The sequence below is a fragment of the Coleofasciculus sp. FACHB-542 genome (genome assembly GCF_014695825.1).
GTDB lineage: Bacteria > Cyanobacteriota > Cyanobacteriia > Cyanobacteriales > FACHB-T130 > FACHB-T130.
Map to the genome: position 1 here is coordinate 161593 of NZ_JACJPB010000017.1, position 18004 is coordinate 179596.

At 46.5% G+C, this 18004-nt stretch carries 12 protein-coding genes; 6 read left to right on the top strand and 6 right to left on the bottom strand.

The window, feature by feature from the left end; genetic code table 11:
* Window positions 1–130: 130 nt before the first annotated feature.
* Window positions 131–745 (bottom strand): DUF4276 family protein, encoded by a 615-nt coding sequence (locus H6F52_RS04355; RefSeq protein WP_190532199.1) that lies wholly within the window; start codon window positions 743–745, stop codon window positions 131–133.
* Entirely contained in the window at window positions 742–1896 is a 1155-nt protein-coding gene (locus H6F52_RS04360; protein ID WP_190532202.1) for an AAA family ATPase, read from the bottom strand. Before H6F52_RS04360 ends, H6F52_RS04355 begins: the two co-directional genes overlap by 4 nt.
* Before the next feature lie 189 nt (window positions 1897–2085).
* On the opposite strand from H6F52_RS04360, the gene H6F52_RS04365 reads away from it, so the two are divergent.
* Together H6F52_RS04365 and H6F52_RS04370 are read left to right on the top strand one after the other, a co-directional pair.
* Window positions 2086–5211, top strand: coding sequence for an efflux RND transporter permease subunit (locus H6F52_RS04365; RefSeq protein WP_190532205.1), 3126 nt, complete (start codon window positions 2086–2088; stop codon window positions 5209–5211).
* A 52-nt stretch (window positions 5212–5263) separates the two neighbouring features.
* The gene (locus H6F52_RS04370) at window positions 5264–5752 is read left to right on the top strand and encodes a hypothetical protein (protein ID WP_190532208.1); all 489 of its coding nucleotides are present in this window, start codon (window positions 5264–5266) and stop codon (window positions 5750–5752) included.
* Between the two features lie 198 nt (window positions 5753–5950).
* Here H6F52_RS04370 and H6F52_RS04375 read toward each other — a convergent pair whose 3' ends face one another.
* Complete coding sequence (locus H6F52_RS04375; RefSeq protein WP_190430095.1) at window positions 5951–6310, bottom strand: hypothetical protein; 360 nt, start codon at window positions 6308–6310, stop codon at window positions 5951–5953.
* Between the two features lie 137 nt (window positions 6311–6447).
* A complete protein-coding gene (locus tag H6F52_RS04380; RefSeq protein ID WP_190532211.1) occupies window positions 6448–7575 on the bottom strand; it encodes a saccharopine dehydrogenase NADP-binding domain-containing protein in 1128 nt (375 codons plus the stop codon).
* Between the two features lie 441 nt (window positions 7576–8016).
* On the opposite strand from H6F52_RS04380, the gene H6F52_RS04385 reads away from it, so the two are divergent.
* Window positions 8017–10536: a GAF domain-containing protein gene (locus H6F52_RS04385; RefSeq protein WP_190532214.1), complete on the top strand. Its 2520-nt coding sequence runs from the start codon at window positions 8017–8019 to the stop codon at window positions 10534–10536.
* A gap of 47 nt (window positions 10537–10583) precedes the next feature.
* Here the strand turns inward: H6F52_RS04385 and crtO are convergent, their stop codons facing one another.
* A complete protein-coding gene (gene crtO / locus H6F52_RS04390) occupies window positions 10584–12278 on the bottom strand; it encodes a beta-carotene ketolase CrtO (RefSeq protein ID WP_190430098.1) in 1695 nt (564 codons plus the stop codon).
* Window positions 12279–12694: 416 nt separating this feature from the next.
* Between crtO and H6F52_RS04395 the strand changes: the two genes are divergently transcribed.
* Window positions 12695–13015: an STAS domain-containing protein gene (locus H6F52_RS04395; protein WP_190411640.1), complete on the top strand. Its 321-nt coding sequence runs from the start codon at window positions 12695–12697 to the stop codon at window positions 13013–13015.
* 70 nt (window positions 13016–13085) lie between these two features.
* Here H6F52_RS04395 and H6F52_RS04400 read toward each other — a convergent pair whose 3' ends face one another.
* Window positions 13086–14225 (bottom strand): SpoIIE family protein phosphatase, encoded by a 1140-nt coding sequence (locus H6F52_RS04400; protein WP_190411641.1) that lies wholly within the window; start codon window positions 14223–14225, stop codon window positions 13086–13088.
* A 473-nt stretch (window positions 14226–14698) separates the two neighbouring features.
* Here H6F52_RS04400 and H6F52_RS04405 point away from each other — a divergent pair, with 473 nt between their 5' ends.
* Both H6F52_RS04405 and H6F52_RS04410 read left to right on the top strand, forming a co-directional pair.
* On the top strand, window positions 14699–15133 hold the full coding sequence (locus tag H6F52_RS04405) for an ATP-binding protein (protein WP_190411642.1): 435 nt from the start codon (window positions 14699–14701) through the stop codon (window positions 15131–15133).
* Between the two features lie 357 nt (window positions 15134–15490).
* Window positions 15491–17704 (top strand): phosphoketolase, encoded by a 2214-nt coding sequence (locus H6F52_RS04410; protein WP_190532217.1) that lies wholly within the window; start codon window positions 15491–15493, stop codon window positions 17702–17704.
* The last annotated feature ends 300 nt before the right edge of the window (window positions 17705–18004 follow it).

An 18004-nucleotide genomic window follows, 5' to 3' on the forward strand; every position in this document is an offset into this window, starting at 1 on the left:
TACCATCTGGGGACTAACTGGCTGATTCTGACGATACCCCAGTGGATATGCAAAATCTAATCCCCACCTTGCTGAGCGCAATTTTAAGTTGGTTGTGGAGCTAAAAGAATCGGAAAGAGCGATCGCACAGTTAGGGAATCTGATCCGCCTCACAAAGAGACAAAATTGTATTCAAAAATGCCTTTAATTCAGGACATACGTTGACAGCATTCATCAGATCGTTTCTCCTCAAAATACTAACAGCATCGCGTGTTTTGCTATAACTGCGGCATTTGCCCTGTTTTTGACCCTGTTCAAAGATTTCTTTAATCCGATAGGACGGTGGATTATCATGATTAACCCGCTCAGGGGAACCACTGGGTGCTGACTTATTACCTCCAGATATTTGCTGAATTGTTGACCAAAACGGTAAAAGCCAAGCCTCAAAATCATACTGCGCTGCATGGGGATAAAATCTGGGGTTATTTCCTACCCAGGATCTCATTTTTTCTTTTGCATCTTGTGCATCTACGAAATCATTAGTACCTGTGTAAACATCTGTTAGTGCAATTACTGCATCATAACCATCTTTCTCCAGCAAATTCTCAACAACACGTCTAAGTTTATCCTCTTTAGGAATACGACCTTCCTGTGGGATAAACTTGAGTTTTGGCATCGGTGGCTCTAGGCGTGACTTTAGAAAATCGTGCAGCTTAGTCTTAAAGGCCATTTCAGTTGCTCCCTCAACCAAAATAGCGATTTTCATGGTCGCCCTCCGATTATATTCATTGCCCAAATCTGATCTAGGCTATAGTCTTTTAGCCAGTGGTCTAAGTCCATTGAATCAGCCCAAGTCATGGTTGTCAGACCATCTTCAGAATCGCACACTAGCACCTCTTTAGGCTCTAGAAATCGAATTAGCCTATCTGAGTGAGTTGCCACAATCAGTTGAGTACGCTCGGCAGCTTCTCTCATCACATGAGCTAATAATCGCAATAACTCTGGATGCAAACTAACTTCTGGCTCGTCAATTAGGGTGACAGCAGATAGATCGCGACTTTGCAGGAGGGTAACTAACCAGAGAAATCGCAATGTGCCCTCAGACAGCTGATCCATATAAAGGGGCTGAGAGAAATTTTTGTCCTTCCAAGTCATTGCCAAAGTTCCTGCTGCTACGGGTGGAAACCCCAATCGTTGAAAATCTGGAAAGGCAGCAGCTAGCGTATCTTCAACTAAAGCAAATCGATCCGAATCTGTTTCCCGCAGATAATAAAGACAGGAAACCAAATCCTCTCCATTGGCTCCTGGCAATGTTGCAGGGCGCATTCGTTGAGGGAGACGTATAGTGCTTTTGGGGGCAACATTCAATTCCCATGACCTGTAAAAAGTACACGAAGCTAATCTCTTTCGTAGATTCTCCGGCTGCTCATACATCTTGGGAACCTGAGAAAGGGAGGTTTCTAAAGGATTATGTTCCCAGCTAGGGCGCAATAGCTTTTCATCAACAGTATTGTAATACTTGATATCCGAGCCACGAGACTCTATGTACTTGAAAGGGTTAGGAGCAAAGGGATATCGCTGTTGGGTCAGAGTTTCTAGACCAATTTCCTCAAATTGACCCTTGAGAATAAGTCTGAGGTAATATTTCAGCGGTTCTTCATTCGGTACAGGCATTGACAAGGAGATTGCCACACTATCTGCCTTATCCCGCGTCACCATTTGACTCAGACCACTCAACTCTGAAATCTTGGACTGTAACTGACCCTTTGCGGACGCTGCCAGGAGTGAGAATATCTCCAAAAAAGAAGTTTTGCCTACACCGTTAGCACCAATCATTACGGTTAGGGGTCGCATATCCACTTGAACTTCAAACAAGCGTCGGAAGCCATCAATCCTGATGTTGTCAAATGTGTTCATACTCAATCTATCTGTAGTCGATTAATACCCTGCTGCCTAGTGTAGTGCTTCAAGCCAAGCTAAACCGACCTCCCCAGCACTACTCTTGCCGTGTCATTACTAAATATCTGGTGCCATCTAATTTCACCCTGATTTCATTTTGCTGTGTCAATTATTTAAAAAGGAGTTCTCTAAACTGACACCTGACAAATGCTCAGTGCGCTCATCAAGTGGTCTATCAAACAACGCTGGCTAGTTGTCCTCGCCGCTATGCTGGTGACAGTTTGGATATTTCGCGTGGCGTCGCAAATGCCAGTGGATGTATTTCCCAGCTTTGCTCCGCCCCAAGTCGAAATTCAAACAGAAGCCCCCGGATTAGCACCAGAAGAAGTAGAATCTCTGGTTACTTTACCGATTGAAAGTGCTATTAATGGGACTCCCGGAGTCACAACAGTACGGTCTGCTTCAGCGGTGGGGCTTTCAGTTGTGAAAGTTATCTTCAATTGGGAAACTGATATTTATCAAGCCCGACAATTGGTGACAGAGCGATTGCAGCAAGCGCAAGAAAAGCTGCCAGAAAGTGTTGATTCGCCACAAATTTCTCCAATTAGTTCTCCAATCGGCACTGTATTGCAATATGCTTTCACTGTTGAAGAAGGCAATAGGCAACAAGCATCTTCACCTAGCACTGACTTGATGGAGGTCAGGCGTATCGTAGATTGGCAGGTTACGAACCGCCTTTTAGCGGTTCCTGGCGTCTCGCAGGTAATCGCTTATGGGGGTGATATTCGTCAGTATCAAATATTAGTCGATCCAGCGAAACTAAAAGCGTTTGATGTGTCTTTACAGGACGTGACTAAAGCCGCAGAAAAGGCTAATGTTAACGCTCCGGGTGGATTTTTGATCGACCCCGACCAAGAGTTATTAATTCGAGGTGTTGGACGGATTGAGTCGATAGAAGACTTGCGACAATCAGCGATTACCGCTCGGAATGGAACACCGATTCGATTAGGCGAGGTCGCTGATGTCAAAATTGGTGCCGCACTCAAGCGGGGTGATGGCAGTTTGAATGGCAAAAAGGCAATTGTGGTCATGATTAATAAGCAGCCACAAGCCGATACTCCCACAGTCACTCGTGCCATTGAGTCGGCAATGAAAGAGGTGAAATCGAGTTTGCCTCCGGATGTAAAAATGACGGTTACTTTCCGTCAAGAAGACTTTATCGACGCCTCGATTGAAAATGTTCGGGAAGCACTCGTTGAAGGCAGTATTATTGTTGCTTTTATTCTTATCCCATTTTTGATGAATTGGCGCACTCTGGTCGTAAGTCTGACCGCACTTCCTTTATCTTTACTGTTAGGATTGCTGGCGTTAAATTGGCTGGAATACGGTCTGAATACGATGACTCTGGGAGGCTTGGCAGTTGCGATTGGTTCAGCCGTTGATGATGCTATTGTGGATGCCGAAAATGTCTATCGTAGCTTACGAGAAAATAAGCTAGCAGGGAAACCAAAGCCACCATTAGAAGTTGTCTTTGAAGGTTGTCAGGAAGTACGTGATTCTCTATTTGGTGCCACTTTAATTACTGTAGTGGTTTTCTCGCCAATTTTTGCTCTTGCAGGTGTGGAAGGTCGCATTTTTACACCGATGGGAGTGGCTTATTTAGTGGCAGTTCTGGCTTCTAGCGTGACTGCACTCACCATCACTCCAGCTTTATGTGCCATCTTATTGCCTCACGGTCATTTGCCAGAAAAAGAACCGTGGGTGGCGAGATTTTTTAAAGGGCTTTATCGTCCGTTTTTAATGTTTTCTTTGCGTAATTCTCAGCTTATTTTGGGAGTTGCGACTGCTAGTTTAGTAGCTGCAATTTTAATTGTCCCCTCCTTAGGACGAGTATTTTTGCCGGAGTTCCAAGAGCGATCGCTCGTCAACACCCTGACTCTCTATCCCGGTGTCTCCCTAGAAGCGACTAATCGCGCCGGTTTTGCCCTTCAGGATGCGCTTAAGGATGACCCGCGCTTTGATTTTATCCAGTTGCGATCGGGGCGTGCGCCGGGAGATGCGGATGCGGCGGGTGTCAACTTGGCGCACTTAGATGTAGAACTGAGTGAAAAGGGGATAAAAGACCGGAAAGGAAGTATTGAAAAGTTGCGAGCGGAATTTGCCAGATTACCAGGAGTTGCGCCGAATATTGGCGGATTTATCTCTCACCGGATGGATGAAGTGCTGTCTGGGGTGAGGAGCGCGATCGCTGTCAAAATTTTTGGCCCGGATTTAGAACAACTCCGCACGCTTGGTAAACAAGTCGAAGAGATTATGAAAACTGTTGAGGGTGTCGTAGACTTGCAACTCGAACCCCAGCTGCCAATTAGACAGGTACAAATCCAGTTCGATCGGCAACAAGCGGCTCGTTATGGATTAACGGTCGGAGAACTTTCCGAAACGATTGAAACTGCACTCAATGGACGTGTCGTTTCTCAAGTTTTGGAGGAACAACAAACTTTTGACCTGGTTGTATGGTTAAAAGAAGATGCTCGGAGCAATCTAGAAACCATCCGCAATTTATTAGTGAGTACACCAACAAATCAAAAGATTCCCTTAGCTCAGTTAGCACAAATTGGCTACGGCACTGGCCCGAATACCATCAACCGCGAGAATGTTTCCCGCTTAATTGTCGTCTCGTCTAATGCTAGCGGTCGAGATTTGCGCTCTGTCGTTGATGAAATCAGAGGCAAAGTTAAACAACAAGTACAATTACCAGCTGGTTACTTTATCGAATACGGCGGTCAATTTGAGTCGGAACAACGCGCTACTCAAAACATCTTGATATTCAGTGCGATCGCATTTGTGGTGATTACGGTCTTAATCTACTTGTCTGTTAAGTCCATCCCCTCAACTGCGATGATTATGATTAATTTACCCTTGGCATTGGTGGGAGGTGTCATTTCAGTGGCATTAACGGGTGGGATTATTTCCGTCGCCTCTCTGGTTGGCTTTATTACTCTATTTGGAGTTGCCACTCGCAACGGATTGTTATTAGTTGATAATTACAACGCTAAATTTGCCACGGGAATGCCTTTTTGGGAAGTAATCATTCAAGGTTCGATGGAAAGGCTCAATGCCATTCTAATGACGGCTTTTACCTCCGCTTTGGGGTTAGCACCTCTGGTCGTGGGAGGTGGCGCAGGAAAGGAAATCCTGCAACCGTTGGCGGTGGTTGTGTTAGGAGGGTTGTTTACTTCTACAGCGTTAACGCTGTTAGTTTTACCCGCTTTGTATGCCAAGTTTGGCAAAGTTTTGCTGCCGAAACAGGTAAATCCGGTGTCCGATCTATAAGTTGCGAAAAGAAGAATTTAAACCACAAAGACGTAAAGGACATGAAAAGAAAATGAAATTATTGAAGGCAAATTTAATTATTTTGGGAAGTGTCGGAGTGCTTTTTTTAGGAGCTTGCACTGGGGAACAGCAGACAGCACAACCTGATAATACTCCCACAGAAGCGAAAACTAATCTTCCTGCTGTTTCTCCTTCAAAAACAGCAGCCAAACCCGATCACTCACAACCCTCCAAAGGCGGTAAAGTCGTCGAGACAGGAAAATATCATTTAGAGTTTGTGCCTGAAAAAGAAGCGAACGGCACTCACTTAGATTTATATCTACAGAAAGGGGACACCCACGAAGCAGTTTCTAATGCCAACGTGACGGCTCAAGTTCAGTTACCCAATGGGAGCCAAAAAACCTTAGACATGAAATACGATGTTCAGGGTAAGCACTACGCTGTTTTGCTACCCGAACAAGCATCAGGAGAGTATAAAGTGGTTATCCTCTCTGAAATTAATGGCGAAAAAGTGAACGGTCGCTTTACCTTTAATCGCTAGCAATGCTAGGGGTGATATCCAGTGGTTTAGTTCCCCGACTTCTTAGAGAAGTCGGGGATCTCGCTTTAACGAATCATTTGGGACTGCTGTTGTAGGTTAGGTTTAGGAATGAAACCCAACCTAATACTAAAAAATGACATCGTTTCATTCAGCTCTTTTACTGAAAATCCCGTACTCTTAGAATGCTAAAGATTGGATTTAGTCGTTGCCTGTGACCTTTTGAATCAAGTCTTGTGCTTTTTCGATTAAATTAGAGTCGTTATTGTTTTCTGTGGAATTGAGTACAGTCTTTTCGTTTGCCTTTTCGCTATAGTCAAAGGGTTCATTGGGGTTTGCTGATTTTTGCTGCTTATCCTCTTCAAGAAAACCTGTTGCTTCGCTATATTGATAGGCGCGGTCAACTCGGTCGTCTGATGTCAGCTTATCTCTTGAATGTAATACTGCATAACTAGGCTGTGCGGCGATGAATAAACTTGCCACACTGATTAAAGTCATTAAACTTAAAACAAAAATATTTTTATGGAGTTTTTGTTTTAAAGTTACTAAAATTCGTTGCATGGAAATTTCCTCCCAATTGCTTTTTGTGAGAATTGATGATGCGCGAGTAGATAGGACTACTAACACAATTTATTAAGTACGAAATGAATCGTACTTATCTAGTTACATCTATGCCGTCTGCCGCAGGATACATTCGTTTATTTTTTTAACCATTCATGATGAATTTTTATTCCTCGGCTCTGCATAGTTTGTTCAAATAAATCGGTGGAAAGTGCTTGTTCTACAGGCCAGACGCCTGGTTTTTTGAGTTTGCCTGCTAGCAATAATTCGGCAAGGGTGCCGGTGCCATAACCGGCTGCCACGGCTGTATTTTCATGCACTAAAGTTGAGCAATAACTTGCTGGCTGATCATCTTTATAACCGTTGACTTCAGAGCGAATTGCTACACCGATGCCAGTGAAGCGATCGCTAACATCTGTCATTCGGTGGCTGACGCGAGCTAAAAATTCGATGACTTTTGGATTGTTGAGCCAGCTAGAGGGCCACCAGTGGGCAACGCTCCAAGTTAGATAATTGTAAAAATCGGGAACTGTACCAAATTTGGTAATGACGGTTTTAACAGGAAAAGTGTCGGGTAGCGTGAAGGCTTCTGGCATATCAAACCAGTAAACGCCGATGCGACCATAGGGAGCAGGAAATTCAATGGTTTCGCGAGCGCTATACGGCTTGATTATCTGCCACTGACCATTTATCCAAGCTTTAAAAGGGCTTTGTAGCCCTAAAAATGTTGTTCGCATCACCGTAATGCCAGCGCCCCCCGACCCCGATACTAGATAGCTCAGATGAATGCGTTCTGTCTCATCTAGTTGCTCGACGCCCTGGCGTACCATGCTATTAGAAATACCGGGGAAAATACCCGTATTAATAATTGCTGTAACTCCAGCAGCAGCAGCTTCGTCTCGGAAATCCAATGCTTTGCGAGTAAAAGATGGGTGATCGCTGACATCCAGATAGTTGACACCCACTTCTATACAAGTTTTTAGGACTTGGGCATCTCGGTAGTGAAATGGTCCCGCACAGTGGATTACAAGATCGCAAGCAGCGATCGCATCCCTCAACACTTCTCGATCCGCTAAATCTAAAACCTGGAATTGCACTTGCGATCCCAGCTTTTCGCTGACCAACGTTGGCAAGCTTGCAACACCGTGCGCCCCGATTGGGTTTCTGCCAGTAACGGTAATTTGCGCCTGTGTGTGAGCGACGATATCCGCCGCCACATTGCTACCAATCCGTCCGCTTCCTCCCAGAATTAAAACCCGTGTCATTAATCAAGTTGTTAACGCTATCTTCAGTTCATCAGGTTTGCCTGCTTCTCTCCATCGGTACCAAGGCAGACTTTTTTTCAGTAGAACAGACAAATTTTATCGAAATCCGGAAGATCAATTTGTCGATCGGCTGACCTACATGAGATATTAGATGACTTTCACACCCAGCTTTGGGAAGTAGTATCTACCCGAAAACTTCACTTTGTTACATTATACTTAAGAAAGATGTATAAAAAAATCTTCTATGATAACAAACAAATACCCATGAAGTACCCATAAAGCGGGCATCAATCGTTCGTGAATCAAGGAAAATAAAATCTTTTTTTTAATTGCTAAGAACTCCTAAATTCTAAAGATAACTTTAGGTTGGCATCATTGAGTTGCGAATGAAGGGAGTAATTAGCTGGATTTGGTATAACTTCTCAATGGAAGTGTCCAGCGGTGAAAAAGGAAATTTTCGAGCAGCAGATTGAGGCGACCTCACAACGCCGGAAAGAGCTTTGGCAACGAACTGAGGAATTTCCCACCCAGGACAAGCAACTACTGGTGGAAAGTTTGCAAGAACACGACCAAACTCTAGAAGAATTGCAAGTAACTTTAGAGGAACTGCGATCGCAGAATGAAGAGCTAATCGCCAGCCGTCAGACTGTGGAAATCCAGCGACAGCGCTACCAAGATTTATTCGAGCTGGCTCCAGACGCTTACTTGGCGACGAATCTTGATGCCGTGATTCTAGAAGCCAACCAAGCGGTAGCGCACTTGCTGAATATTTCTCAGGAACACTTGCTCGGCAAACCGTTAGTTATTTTTGTAACGGGTAAGGCTTTGCAAAACTTTTATACAAACTTAAGCCAATTCCTCGCAACTGACCAAGTAAGCAAATGGGAGGTTGAGATTCAAACCCGGCAGGGTACGCGCTTTCCCGCCACCTTCAAAGTTAAGGCAGTGCGCGACTCAAGCGGGCGGGTGGTAGAACTGCTCTGGCTGTTACAAGACATTACCGAGCGCAAGCGGCACGAAGCGGCTTTTCAGAGCGATCGCCATCTTCTTGAAACCCAAGTCGAACAACGAACCGCTGAGCTTCTGGAAACCAACGAGCGGCTCAAACAGGAGATCGCTAAACGTCAGCGGGCTGAAAAAGCGCTGTGGCAGCGGGCGGAAGGGGAATGGGCGATCCGGGTGATTACCGAACGCATCCGCCAGTCGCTCAACCTAGAGGAAATTCTCAACACGACGGTAGCAGAAATTCGACAAGTTCTAGGGAGCGATCGCGTACTGATTTTCCGCACAGAGCCGAATGGGGATGGCGTCGTGGTGGCTGAATCAGTAGATGCAGATTGGCTCTCATTCTTAGGCAATACCGCACCCGCAGCCATGTTTAGAGAATGTATGCCCCTCTATCGGCAGGGGAACGCTAGAGTAATTGATGACATTCAACAAGTAGGGTTTCCAGCAGATATCACTGAGTTTTTCCACTCGTCGCAAGTCAACGCCGCCTTAGGCGTTCCCATCATGCATGGCGGTCGGTTTTGGGGGTTACTTGCAGCTCATCAATGTTCGGCACCGCGTCACTGGGAACCGCTAGAGATCGATCTGCTCAAGCAATTGGCAATCCAAGTATCTATTGGCATTCAGCAATCAGAACTGTATCGGCAAGTCCAGCAACTGAATACGAACCTGGAACGCCAGGTACGCGATCGCACTGCCCAATTGCAACAAGCGCTCGACTTTGAAGCACTGCTCAAACGCATCACCGACGATGTCCGCGATCGCCTTGATGAAAACCAAATTTTACAAGTTGTCGTCTGGGAATTAGGCGTCGGGCTGAATATTGATGGCTGCGATACAGGTTTATACGATGCCGACCAGACCACGTCTACCATCAGCTACGAATACACCCTGGGAATCCCTTCTGCTCAGGGACAGGTAGTGCAGATGGCAGACTTCTGGGAGGGTTATTCTCAGCTGCTGCAAGGCAAATATTTCCAATTTTGTCAGATGGTGCCCGATAGTCGAGGTGCGCTGACCAGACTCGCTTGCCCCATTGTTGATGACCAAGGGGTACTGGGGGATTTATGGTTATTTAAGCCCCAGCAAGACGTCTTCAGCGAGCTAGAAATTCGACTGGTGCAACAGGTCGCGAATCAGTGCGCGATCGCCCTTCGGCAAGCCCGGCTGCATCAAGCAGCGCGATCGCAAGTCGAGGAACTGGAAAAACTCAATCGCCTCAAAGATGACTTTCTCAATACCGTTCCCCACGAGTTACGCACACCAGTCTCTAACATGAAAATGGCGATTCAGATGTTGTCCATTGCTTTGAATCGTGACTATGCCTTATTTGCCGAAATGGGCAAGCCGAGGGAACAACAAAGCAAAGTCGCTCGCTACTTTCAGATTTTACAGAACGAGTGCGAACGAGAAATTCGCCTGATTGATGACCTGCTGGATTTACAAAAACTCTATGCAGGCGCTCACCCTTTATTACTGAGTGCGATTCAGCTCCAGGAATGGCTGCCGCCCATTGTAGAACCTTTTCAAGAGCGAGCCAGAAACCACCAGCAAACCTTGCTCCTTGACCTCCCTCGCGACCTCCCTCGCTTCATCTGCGACCCCACGACGCTAGGCAGGATTTTGAGCGAGTTACTAGAAAACGCCTGCAAGTACACCCCCGCATCAGAAACGATCGCATTCAAAGTCCAGAGTCAGCCAGGGAGCGTTCAGTTTAGCGTCAGCAATTCCGGCGTGGAGATTCCGGAACGCGAACTTCCGCATATCTTTGACAAGTTTTACCGCATTCCCAGTAATGACCCGTGGAAGCAAGGGGGAACGGGATTAGGGTTGACGATCGTGAAAAGATTAATCGCCCATTTGAAAGGGACTCTGCGAGTGGAAAGTAAGGATCGTCAGACCTGCTTTATCCTCGAGTTACCGAGCGATCGCTCAGCTCAAATTATCTCCTAATCCTTTCATTCGTAGGGGCACGGGCAATGCCGTGCCCCGATTTATCGCTACGAAATTTTAAACACAGACTCAACCGTAGATTTGAGAGAATTTCCCGCATCCTTCAGCTTTTGGGCAATTGGCTGCTGAGTATGCAGGAACACACGAGCGCAGTTGCGTCCCGGCATCCCGGAAATAGAACCGCCTGGATGAGTACCCGCACCGCTGAGAAATAACCCTTCAATCGGAGTTTTGTAGTTCGCCAATTCCGGCAACGGACGGAAAAAGACCATTTGGTCGAGGGTCATATCAACGTGGTAGTAGTTCCCCTTATAAGCGCCCAAGCGATCGCCGAGTTCCGCTGGACTTTCAACAGCACGAGCGATAATCGAGTGCTTGAGATTCGGTGAATAATCGGCTAGCTTATCTAACACGCGGTCTGCGACTTTGTTTTTCAGTTCATCTGTCCAGCCAGTACCATGCAAACCCGTACCTTCTGCACCGGCAATCTGATAAGGTGCGAAAAACTCAATCCACAGCGTATGCTTGCCTTCCGGAGCCATTGACGGATCGAGTACCGTGGGTACGACCACATACATTGAGGGATCGGCATCGGGAATATTGCCGATAGAAGCCTCGCTGTGAGCGATTTCCACATGGCGCACCGAGTCAGCAATTAGAACTGAGCCAATCAGGTACTCATCCTGGTGGTTGTGGTGTTCAAAACGCAAAGGCTCGGATAGGGCGCAATCGATCTTGAGAATCGTTTCGTTGTTGTTGACAATTCTGCGCTCTAAGCGTTCCCTTAAATTCGGGTCGGCTGAATCAACATCGCTCTCATCCATGTGGCGTAGGAACAAGCGCTTGGCATCAATGTTGGAGATCACCCCAGTTTTAGCGCGGTATTCGGTGCCACCTGCCACCCGCACGCCCACTGCACGACCGTCATCGATTAATACTTTTTCAACGGTCTGGTCGCACAGGACGACACCGCCTTTACTTTTCACTAACTTCAGCAAAGCATCAACCAGTGCGCCGCTACCACCTTTAGGTCGCGCCATTCCGGGGTCATGGCGCATCGCCATCATGATTGAACCGACAGAAATGGTTTTTTGGGACGGAGGTGCGCCAAGCTCTGCGGAGAGTCGAGCCAAGGGCGCTTTCAGAAACTCGGAATCAAACCACTCGTTGAGGATATCTTCCGGGCTGGTGAGCATGGTACGAATCAGATCCAACGTCTTATTTGGCCCACCCAAGACGGAGAATAAATCTTGCAGCTTTTTGAGGTCGTAATTGCCAGCAATGTCAACGATCGATTTTGGCGGTGCGTTGAACACCGGGATCATTGCACCCAGTACGCGCTGCCAGTACTCGGTATATTCGGCATATTTTTTGGCATCGCGATCGCTATAACGTGCAATCTCTGCACAAGTTTTTTCAACGGATTTGTGACCTAAAAAGTATTTGCCATCAGGATGGGGGCAAAAAGCGACTGGGTCGCAATATAAATATTCCAAGCCATATTTAGTGAGTTCTAACTCTTCGACTACCGGACCCAAGTGAATGAACTCGTGGTCAATCGAGCAGAGGTTGAACTTAAAACCCGGTGCCTCTTTCGGTAAGATTTCTTCGGTTGTTGCGCCGCCGCCCGGAATGGAGCGCTTTTCTAGTAACAGAACGCTATAGCCTGCTTTGAGCAGATAGGCGGCACAGACAAGTCCGTTGTGACCGGCACCAATAATGACAACATCGTACTCTTGCATGGACAATACTCTCAGACCCGTGTATATCCCCGATTCTAAGAAAGTTAAGAACTTTAAAGGGTCTATCACTCGAAGGATATCCTCCGCCCGGAGCCGCCAGCTAGACGCGGGAGAAAACGCCTTTAGGGCTGTTTGTGATGAGGCGCGAATATCAGGGCAAGCACAGGGCAAGCAGCCGCTAAGGGCATGGCGTCTACTCGGAGAGGCGTAGGGCAAAGCGGACAGAATCGTGAGAGGTGGTGAGAGATGGTAAGAGGCGCGATCGCGCTCATGCCAAGCGAGGCGTTAGCCTAGCGCAGAAAAAGTCAGTTCGCTGATTTTCTTCGTTAACCGCGGCTAAACTCTAGCCCAAAGCAATTCTCGCAGTTATACTGGCTAGGTCTACATCGTCTTGGAACGGGTCAGCACTACAGAATATGAATCCTGTTGTCAAAATTGTTCAACCCTCTGGCATTTTAGACGGTATGAAGGCGACTCAGTTTCGTCAAGAAATTAGCGATATTGTTGAAAACGGAGGCAATATGGTGTTAATTGACTTTAAGGACGTTACCTTTATGGATAGTTCTGGGTTGGGGGCGCTAGTGCTTGCACTCAAAACTGTTCGCGCCGCCGGTGGTAAACTCTTTATTTGCTCGATTAATGAGCAAGTAAGAATGTTATTTGAACTGACCAGTATGGATCGCGTCTTTGAAATCTTTCCGAATCGTGAAGAATTCAATAACGCGATTAGTCAATAGCTAATGGCTAATCGCTAATGGCTAATCGCGATCGACAATTAGCACTTAGCAATTAGCACTTAGCACTTGACTAATCAAAGTTGATTTGCAGCAACGATAAATCATCGTCAAAATAGTCTTTTGGATTCCTATCTTGAACAGAATTTACTATCCGATCTAGATTATTCTGATGATTTTTCGGAAATTCCGTCAGCAGATCGATGAATGCGTCAAGACCCCAAATCGTGCCATCTGGTTGGTTAATTTCATAAATTCCATCACTGAAAATGTATAGGGTACTGGATTTTTCCACCTCGCAGCTACCATCCATAAATTCAGCATCAGGAAACATCCCAACTGGCAACCCTGGGGTTTTTAAGCGTTTGACTTGGGTTACTAAATTCGAGTTTGCAGAGATTAAAACTGCCGGTGGATGCCCAGCACTGGCGTAAACTAGGGTGCGCTTAACTCGGTTATAGACTCCGTACCAGATAGTGAAATATTTATCATTTCGCTGAGTCATCTGGAACGTTTCATTCAACGCCTTCAGGACATCACTAGGCTCATAGTAATTAATTTTCGGAAGGGCTTGGCTTTTGAGTAAGTTCATTACAGAAAGAGACGGTAAAGCAGCCCGCAATCCATGTCCGGCGACATCTAGCAGATAAATCGCTAAATGATCTGGATCTAGCCAGTAATAATCAAAGCCATCCCCTCCTAATTGGCGGGAAGGAACAAAACGAGAATCAATGGTTACAGGAGGTGAGGTCAGCGGAGAAGGAAGGATGGAACACACATACTCGGCTGCTTCTGCTAATTCCGCCTCCAACAGCAGTTTTTGGTGCTGCAAGTCGTGGCTGAGTTGGTGTAACCTCAAGCCTGCCCGCACTCGCGCCTTCAACTCATACATATCGATGGGCTTGCACAAAAAATCATCTGCCCCAGCATCCAGCCCTTTCACCCGATCCTCGACGGAACCCATCGATGTCAGCAAAATAAAGAAAGTTGTTGAAAGTTCTGCGGTTGCCTTGACCTGACGGCACACTTCCAGTCCGTTCATGCGCGGCATGATCCAATCGCAAATTACCAGTGCGGGTCGTAACTTTTGCGCTAGGGTCAAACCGGCTTCGCCATCGCTGGCGACGGTTAACTCATAACCCTCGCTTTTTAGCGTTCTTTTGAGCAATAGCTGAATCGCCGGGTCATCATCAATAATCAGAACTTGAACCATGAGATAGAGGGACTACAGGTCGCTTAAGATGGAAGGCAGTTAAAACTGAAGGATGACACCTGAGGCAAGTGTGAAGATCGCTAAACTTCACCGAAAATATGCCCAATCATAAACAAGTATAGTCATCGGTTGCTCGAAGTTATCTAGGCTTTCCACTCGTTACTGACTCGCATTATGATGATCAACATTGTTACTGCGATCGAAAATGCTCATGTAGATATTTTGAGAGCCGTCATCACCAAATCTAGCAAGTTCTACGCCCAAAGCTATCAATACTTCCAGTCTAAGCACCTCCGACTTCTTGACTCATGCCACCCATTCATGAGGCTAATGAGAAAGTGGCACGCTGCCCACTAACCAGAAAATTCATTGCGATCGCAACGATTACCTATAGGCTAGACTGGATTCTCTCTAATTTGTGCCGATGTTTAATACAAAGTTTCAGTGTCGTTGATTAAAAAGGCTTTGAACAGTTGAAACTCATCAAAAAAATCTCTGTACAAGTTTCCAGCGACCTCAAGGCGTTAGATGGTGTTTTGTCATGGTTTGAAGGTTTAAATCAACCTGAGATTCCTAAAAAAGTTTGGCTACAGTGCCAATTAGCTCTGGCTGAAGGCTTTACTAACGCAGTTCGTCATGCCCACAAAGGCAAAACTTCAGATGTTCCAATAGATATTGAAGTTAATTTGTTTTCGGAATGTTTAGAAATCCGAATTTGGGATCAAGGACCGCCTTTTAATTTAGAAGCCCGCCTTAAAAAACCAGAGGAGATCAGCAAGAATGCCACGGGGGGGCGGGGTATCGCCATTTTACAAAAAATCGCGGACTATCTGAGTTATACCCGCACTGACAACCGGAATTGCCTGTTAGTTGTAAAAAATTATTCTAATTTGTTAGCCTCTGATTGAATTTCACACAAAGATAAGTAGAAGTTTAATTTCTAATAAGATTTTAATCTTCACAACTGGAGAAAGAAAAGAGATTTATAGACCTAGAAGGCTGTAGGATCGAGGGTTAAGAGGCTAGGAGTTGGCTGAAGGACGGACTACTTAGCGTCTGGAGTACAAATGTCTTCAGGAAAACGGTTTTTGGGTTGATGAGCGCCTACCGGCTGAAATAACCATACAACAGAGCGAGCAATGGGATGGGTGCGAGTAGCGATCGCGCAATCCTAGCACTGCTGACGAACCTACCCTACGGGAAGCCAACGCCATTTTACGTTTTTAGCTTCTCGCGCACTTAATTTACAAGAGGAATCTGAGATTATGACCGCACCGACTCAAGAGGCGATGTTAGCGACGCCTGCTTTTTGCGATGGAATTCAATATTTTGGCGAGAATTTGCCAGGATTTGAGACGGCTGGAAAATCTCCTGCCATAGAAGAAGGTAAGTCAAGCATCGCATCTCCCACCGATCCGGCTGCTGTCTTCCAAACTTTATTGTATGCAGATGCTTTACGCTATTTGACCCTGCAAGTCACTGCAAGTAAGGCGTCTGGGCACCCTGGCGGTTTTGCGAGTCAAGCGGAAGCGTATGCCGCATTGGTTATGCTCGGTTACAAGAATATCATCACCGAAGTCGGGCATCACGCCCCCGGATTTTATAGTGCCATGTTCTTGGATCGGTCGCTAGAGGACATGGGAATCACGACCGTGCAGCAATTGCGCGATCGCTTCCGGGAAAAGCACGGACTCTTAGGACACCTCTCCGGCTACATTCCTGGCATTCTCGCACCCGCGGGTCCCTTGGGACAAGGGCAACACTTCGCAATGGCAGCAGCAAAGCTGCATCGCGACAAGCTTTTCCCCTTCACCCTCGGCGACGGAGGCTTAGGCGAACCCTACATTATGAGTGGGATGGGACACTTCCACACGGCTTACCCCGAAGCCACGAATTTCTTGCCGGTGCTGGTTTGGAACGGCTACAGCCAGGAACACCATAGCATGGTGTCCACTAAGTCCAACGAGCAGATGATCGGTTACTGGCGTGGCAATGGGTTTGAAGAAGTTGTCTTAATTAACGCTAAAGACTTCGACGATCAAAACCAGCCAGGAGATTATGTTGATAGCACAGCCTTTTCCTTCGAGAAGCGGCTGGAATTCACCAAAGCGGTGCTACTGGCAGTAGATAAAGCAGCGAAATCTGCACTCGGCGGCAAACTCACCGTACTGATTATTAAACAGCTCAAGGGTGCGGGTGTCCACGCCAAAGGTGCAAAATCCCACAACCTCTATCCTAAAGACACCCTGGATAGTGCCCACATCTCCAACGCTTTGAAAGCACGCGCCTTATCCTCTGCGGCGTGGGAATTGGTGCGGACGAATTGCGAACGCGCCGGTGGTGGTCCCGCAGCTAAGACCGTTGTGACAGAATTTGAGTTACCGTTGCCAGACTTGGGTGAATTGCCCTTGGAAGAATATTCTGTCGGTGGCGAGGCAAAGGTGTCAACGACAGCAATGGGGCGTTTGGTGGGGAAAGTGGGAGAAAGCGATCGCAATTTCCTTGTTACCAACGCCGATGGCAACGAAGCTTCTGGGATTGCCAATATTAACCAAGCCCTCAAGATTATCCACCCCACAGTGGACGATCTCTACAATCAAACACCCCAAGGGCAAGTTTACGAACCCCTGAGTGAAGACGCTTGTGCCGGGTTAGCGGTTGGCTTATGCCTCATGGGTGCTAGAACTCTCTGGTGTTCCTACGAATCCTTTGCCATCAACGGCTTACCGATTTGGCAAACCGTAACGCAAGCGATGGCAGAATTACGGCGTCCCACTCCTTCTACGATTACTTTATACACTGCTGGAGCATTGGAACAAGGGCGTAACGGTTGGACGCACCAACGTCCGGAAATCGAAGCGTATTTTGCCGCCATGATGCGGAATGGCAACGTTTTCCCCCTGTTTCCCCCTGATGCGAATAGTATCCAAGTCTGCTATGAATGGGCGTTGACAACGAAGAATAAGGGAATTGTGATTACTGCCAGCAAGTCGCCGCTACCGATTCGCACGACTTTTGAACAAACTCGCCAAGGGTTGCGCGACGGTGCCATTGTGCTGCATGAAATCCCCGGTGACAAGATGGTGGTGTTTGCCGTGATTGGCGATATGACGCTGATGCCAGTCTTTGAAGCCGCCGCGTTTTTAGAAACCGAAGGAATTGGGGCGCGGATTGTCTCGATTGTTAATCCCCGCCGCTTGTATCGTCCCCATGATGTCTCCTGGGATACCTGTTCCGAATCCGATGGCGACTTTTTGGACGATGCTGGCTTTGCCAAGCTATTTAATGGTGATGCCTTAGTTGGCGTCACGGGTGGCGCTTCTGGGATGCTAGAACCCATCATGCTTCGGAGTAACTGCAAGCGCGATACTTTCGCCTGGAAGCGTGGCGAAACGACAGCGAGTGCGGGTGAATTGATGGCATTTAATGGATTAACTGCCGAAGCGTTAACGAAACGCGCGATTGAGTTAGTGCATTAAGTTTAGTTAGCTCATAAAGTTTGATCGCTCTCTTGTTTATTCAGGAGAGCGATATCACTACTTGTTGTATTATTTAAAGTTAGTAGCAGCTAAACACAAATTTAAAACTAATATTTTAAATACAACAAGAACAATTTTTGCTTATCTTATTTTAAATTTAATTGATTTTTCCGTACATTAGAAATAAAGTTACTCATACTGAAGATATTTAAGAGCGTCTTTTATCTTTAAATTCCATATAAGTAAATTTTTAATAGTGTCTAGTTTTATAAATTAAATTTAATTCAAGAATTAACCTAA

Coding starts and splice junctions, on each gene's coding strand:
- H6F52_RS04395 (WP_190411640.1), top strand. CDS start 12,695: ATGAATCCTGTTGTCAAAATTGTTCAACCCTCTGGCATTTTAGACGGT.
- H6F52_RS04375 (WP_190430095.1), bottom strand. CDS start 6,310: ATGCAACGAATTTTAGTAACTTTAAAACAAAAACTCCATAAAAATATT.
- H6F52_RS04355 (WP_190532199.1), bottom strand. CDS start 745: ATGAAAATCGCTATTTTGGTTGAGGGAGCAACTGAAATGGCCTTTAAG.
- H6F52_RS04410 (WP_190532217.1), top strand. CDS start 15,491: ATGACCGCACCGACTCAAGAGGCGATGTTAGCGACGCCTGCTTTTTGC.
- H6F52_RS04380 (WP_190532211.1), bottom strand. CDS start 7,575: ATGACACGGGTTTTAATTCTGGGAGGAAGCGGACGGATTGGTAGCAAT.
- H6F52_RS04360 (WP_190532202.1), bottom strand. CDS start 1,896: ATGAACACATTTGACAACATCAGGATTGATGGCTTCCGACGCTTGTTT.
- H6F52_RS04400 (WP_190411641.1), bottom strand. CDS start 14,225: ATGGTTCAAGTTCTGATTATTGATGATGACCCGGCGATTCAGCTATTG.
- H6F52_RS04370 (WP_190532208.1), top strand. CDS start 5,264: ATGAAATTATTGAAGGCAAATTTAATTATTTTGGGAAGTGTCGGAGTG.
- crtO (WP_190430098.1), bottom strand. CDS start 12,278: ATGCAAGAGTACGATGTTGTCATTATTGGTGCCGGTCACAACGGACTT.
- H6F52_RS04365 (WP_190532205.1), top strand. CDS start 2,086: ATGCTCAGTGCGCTCATCAAGTGGTCTATCAAACAACGCTGGCTAGTT.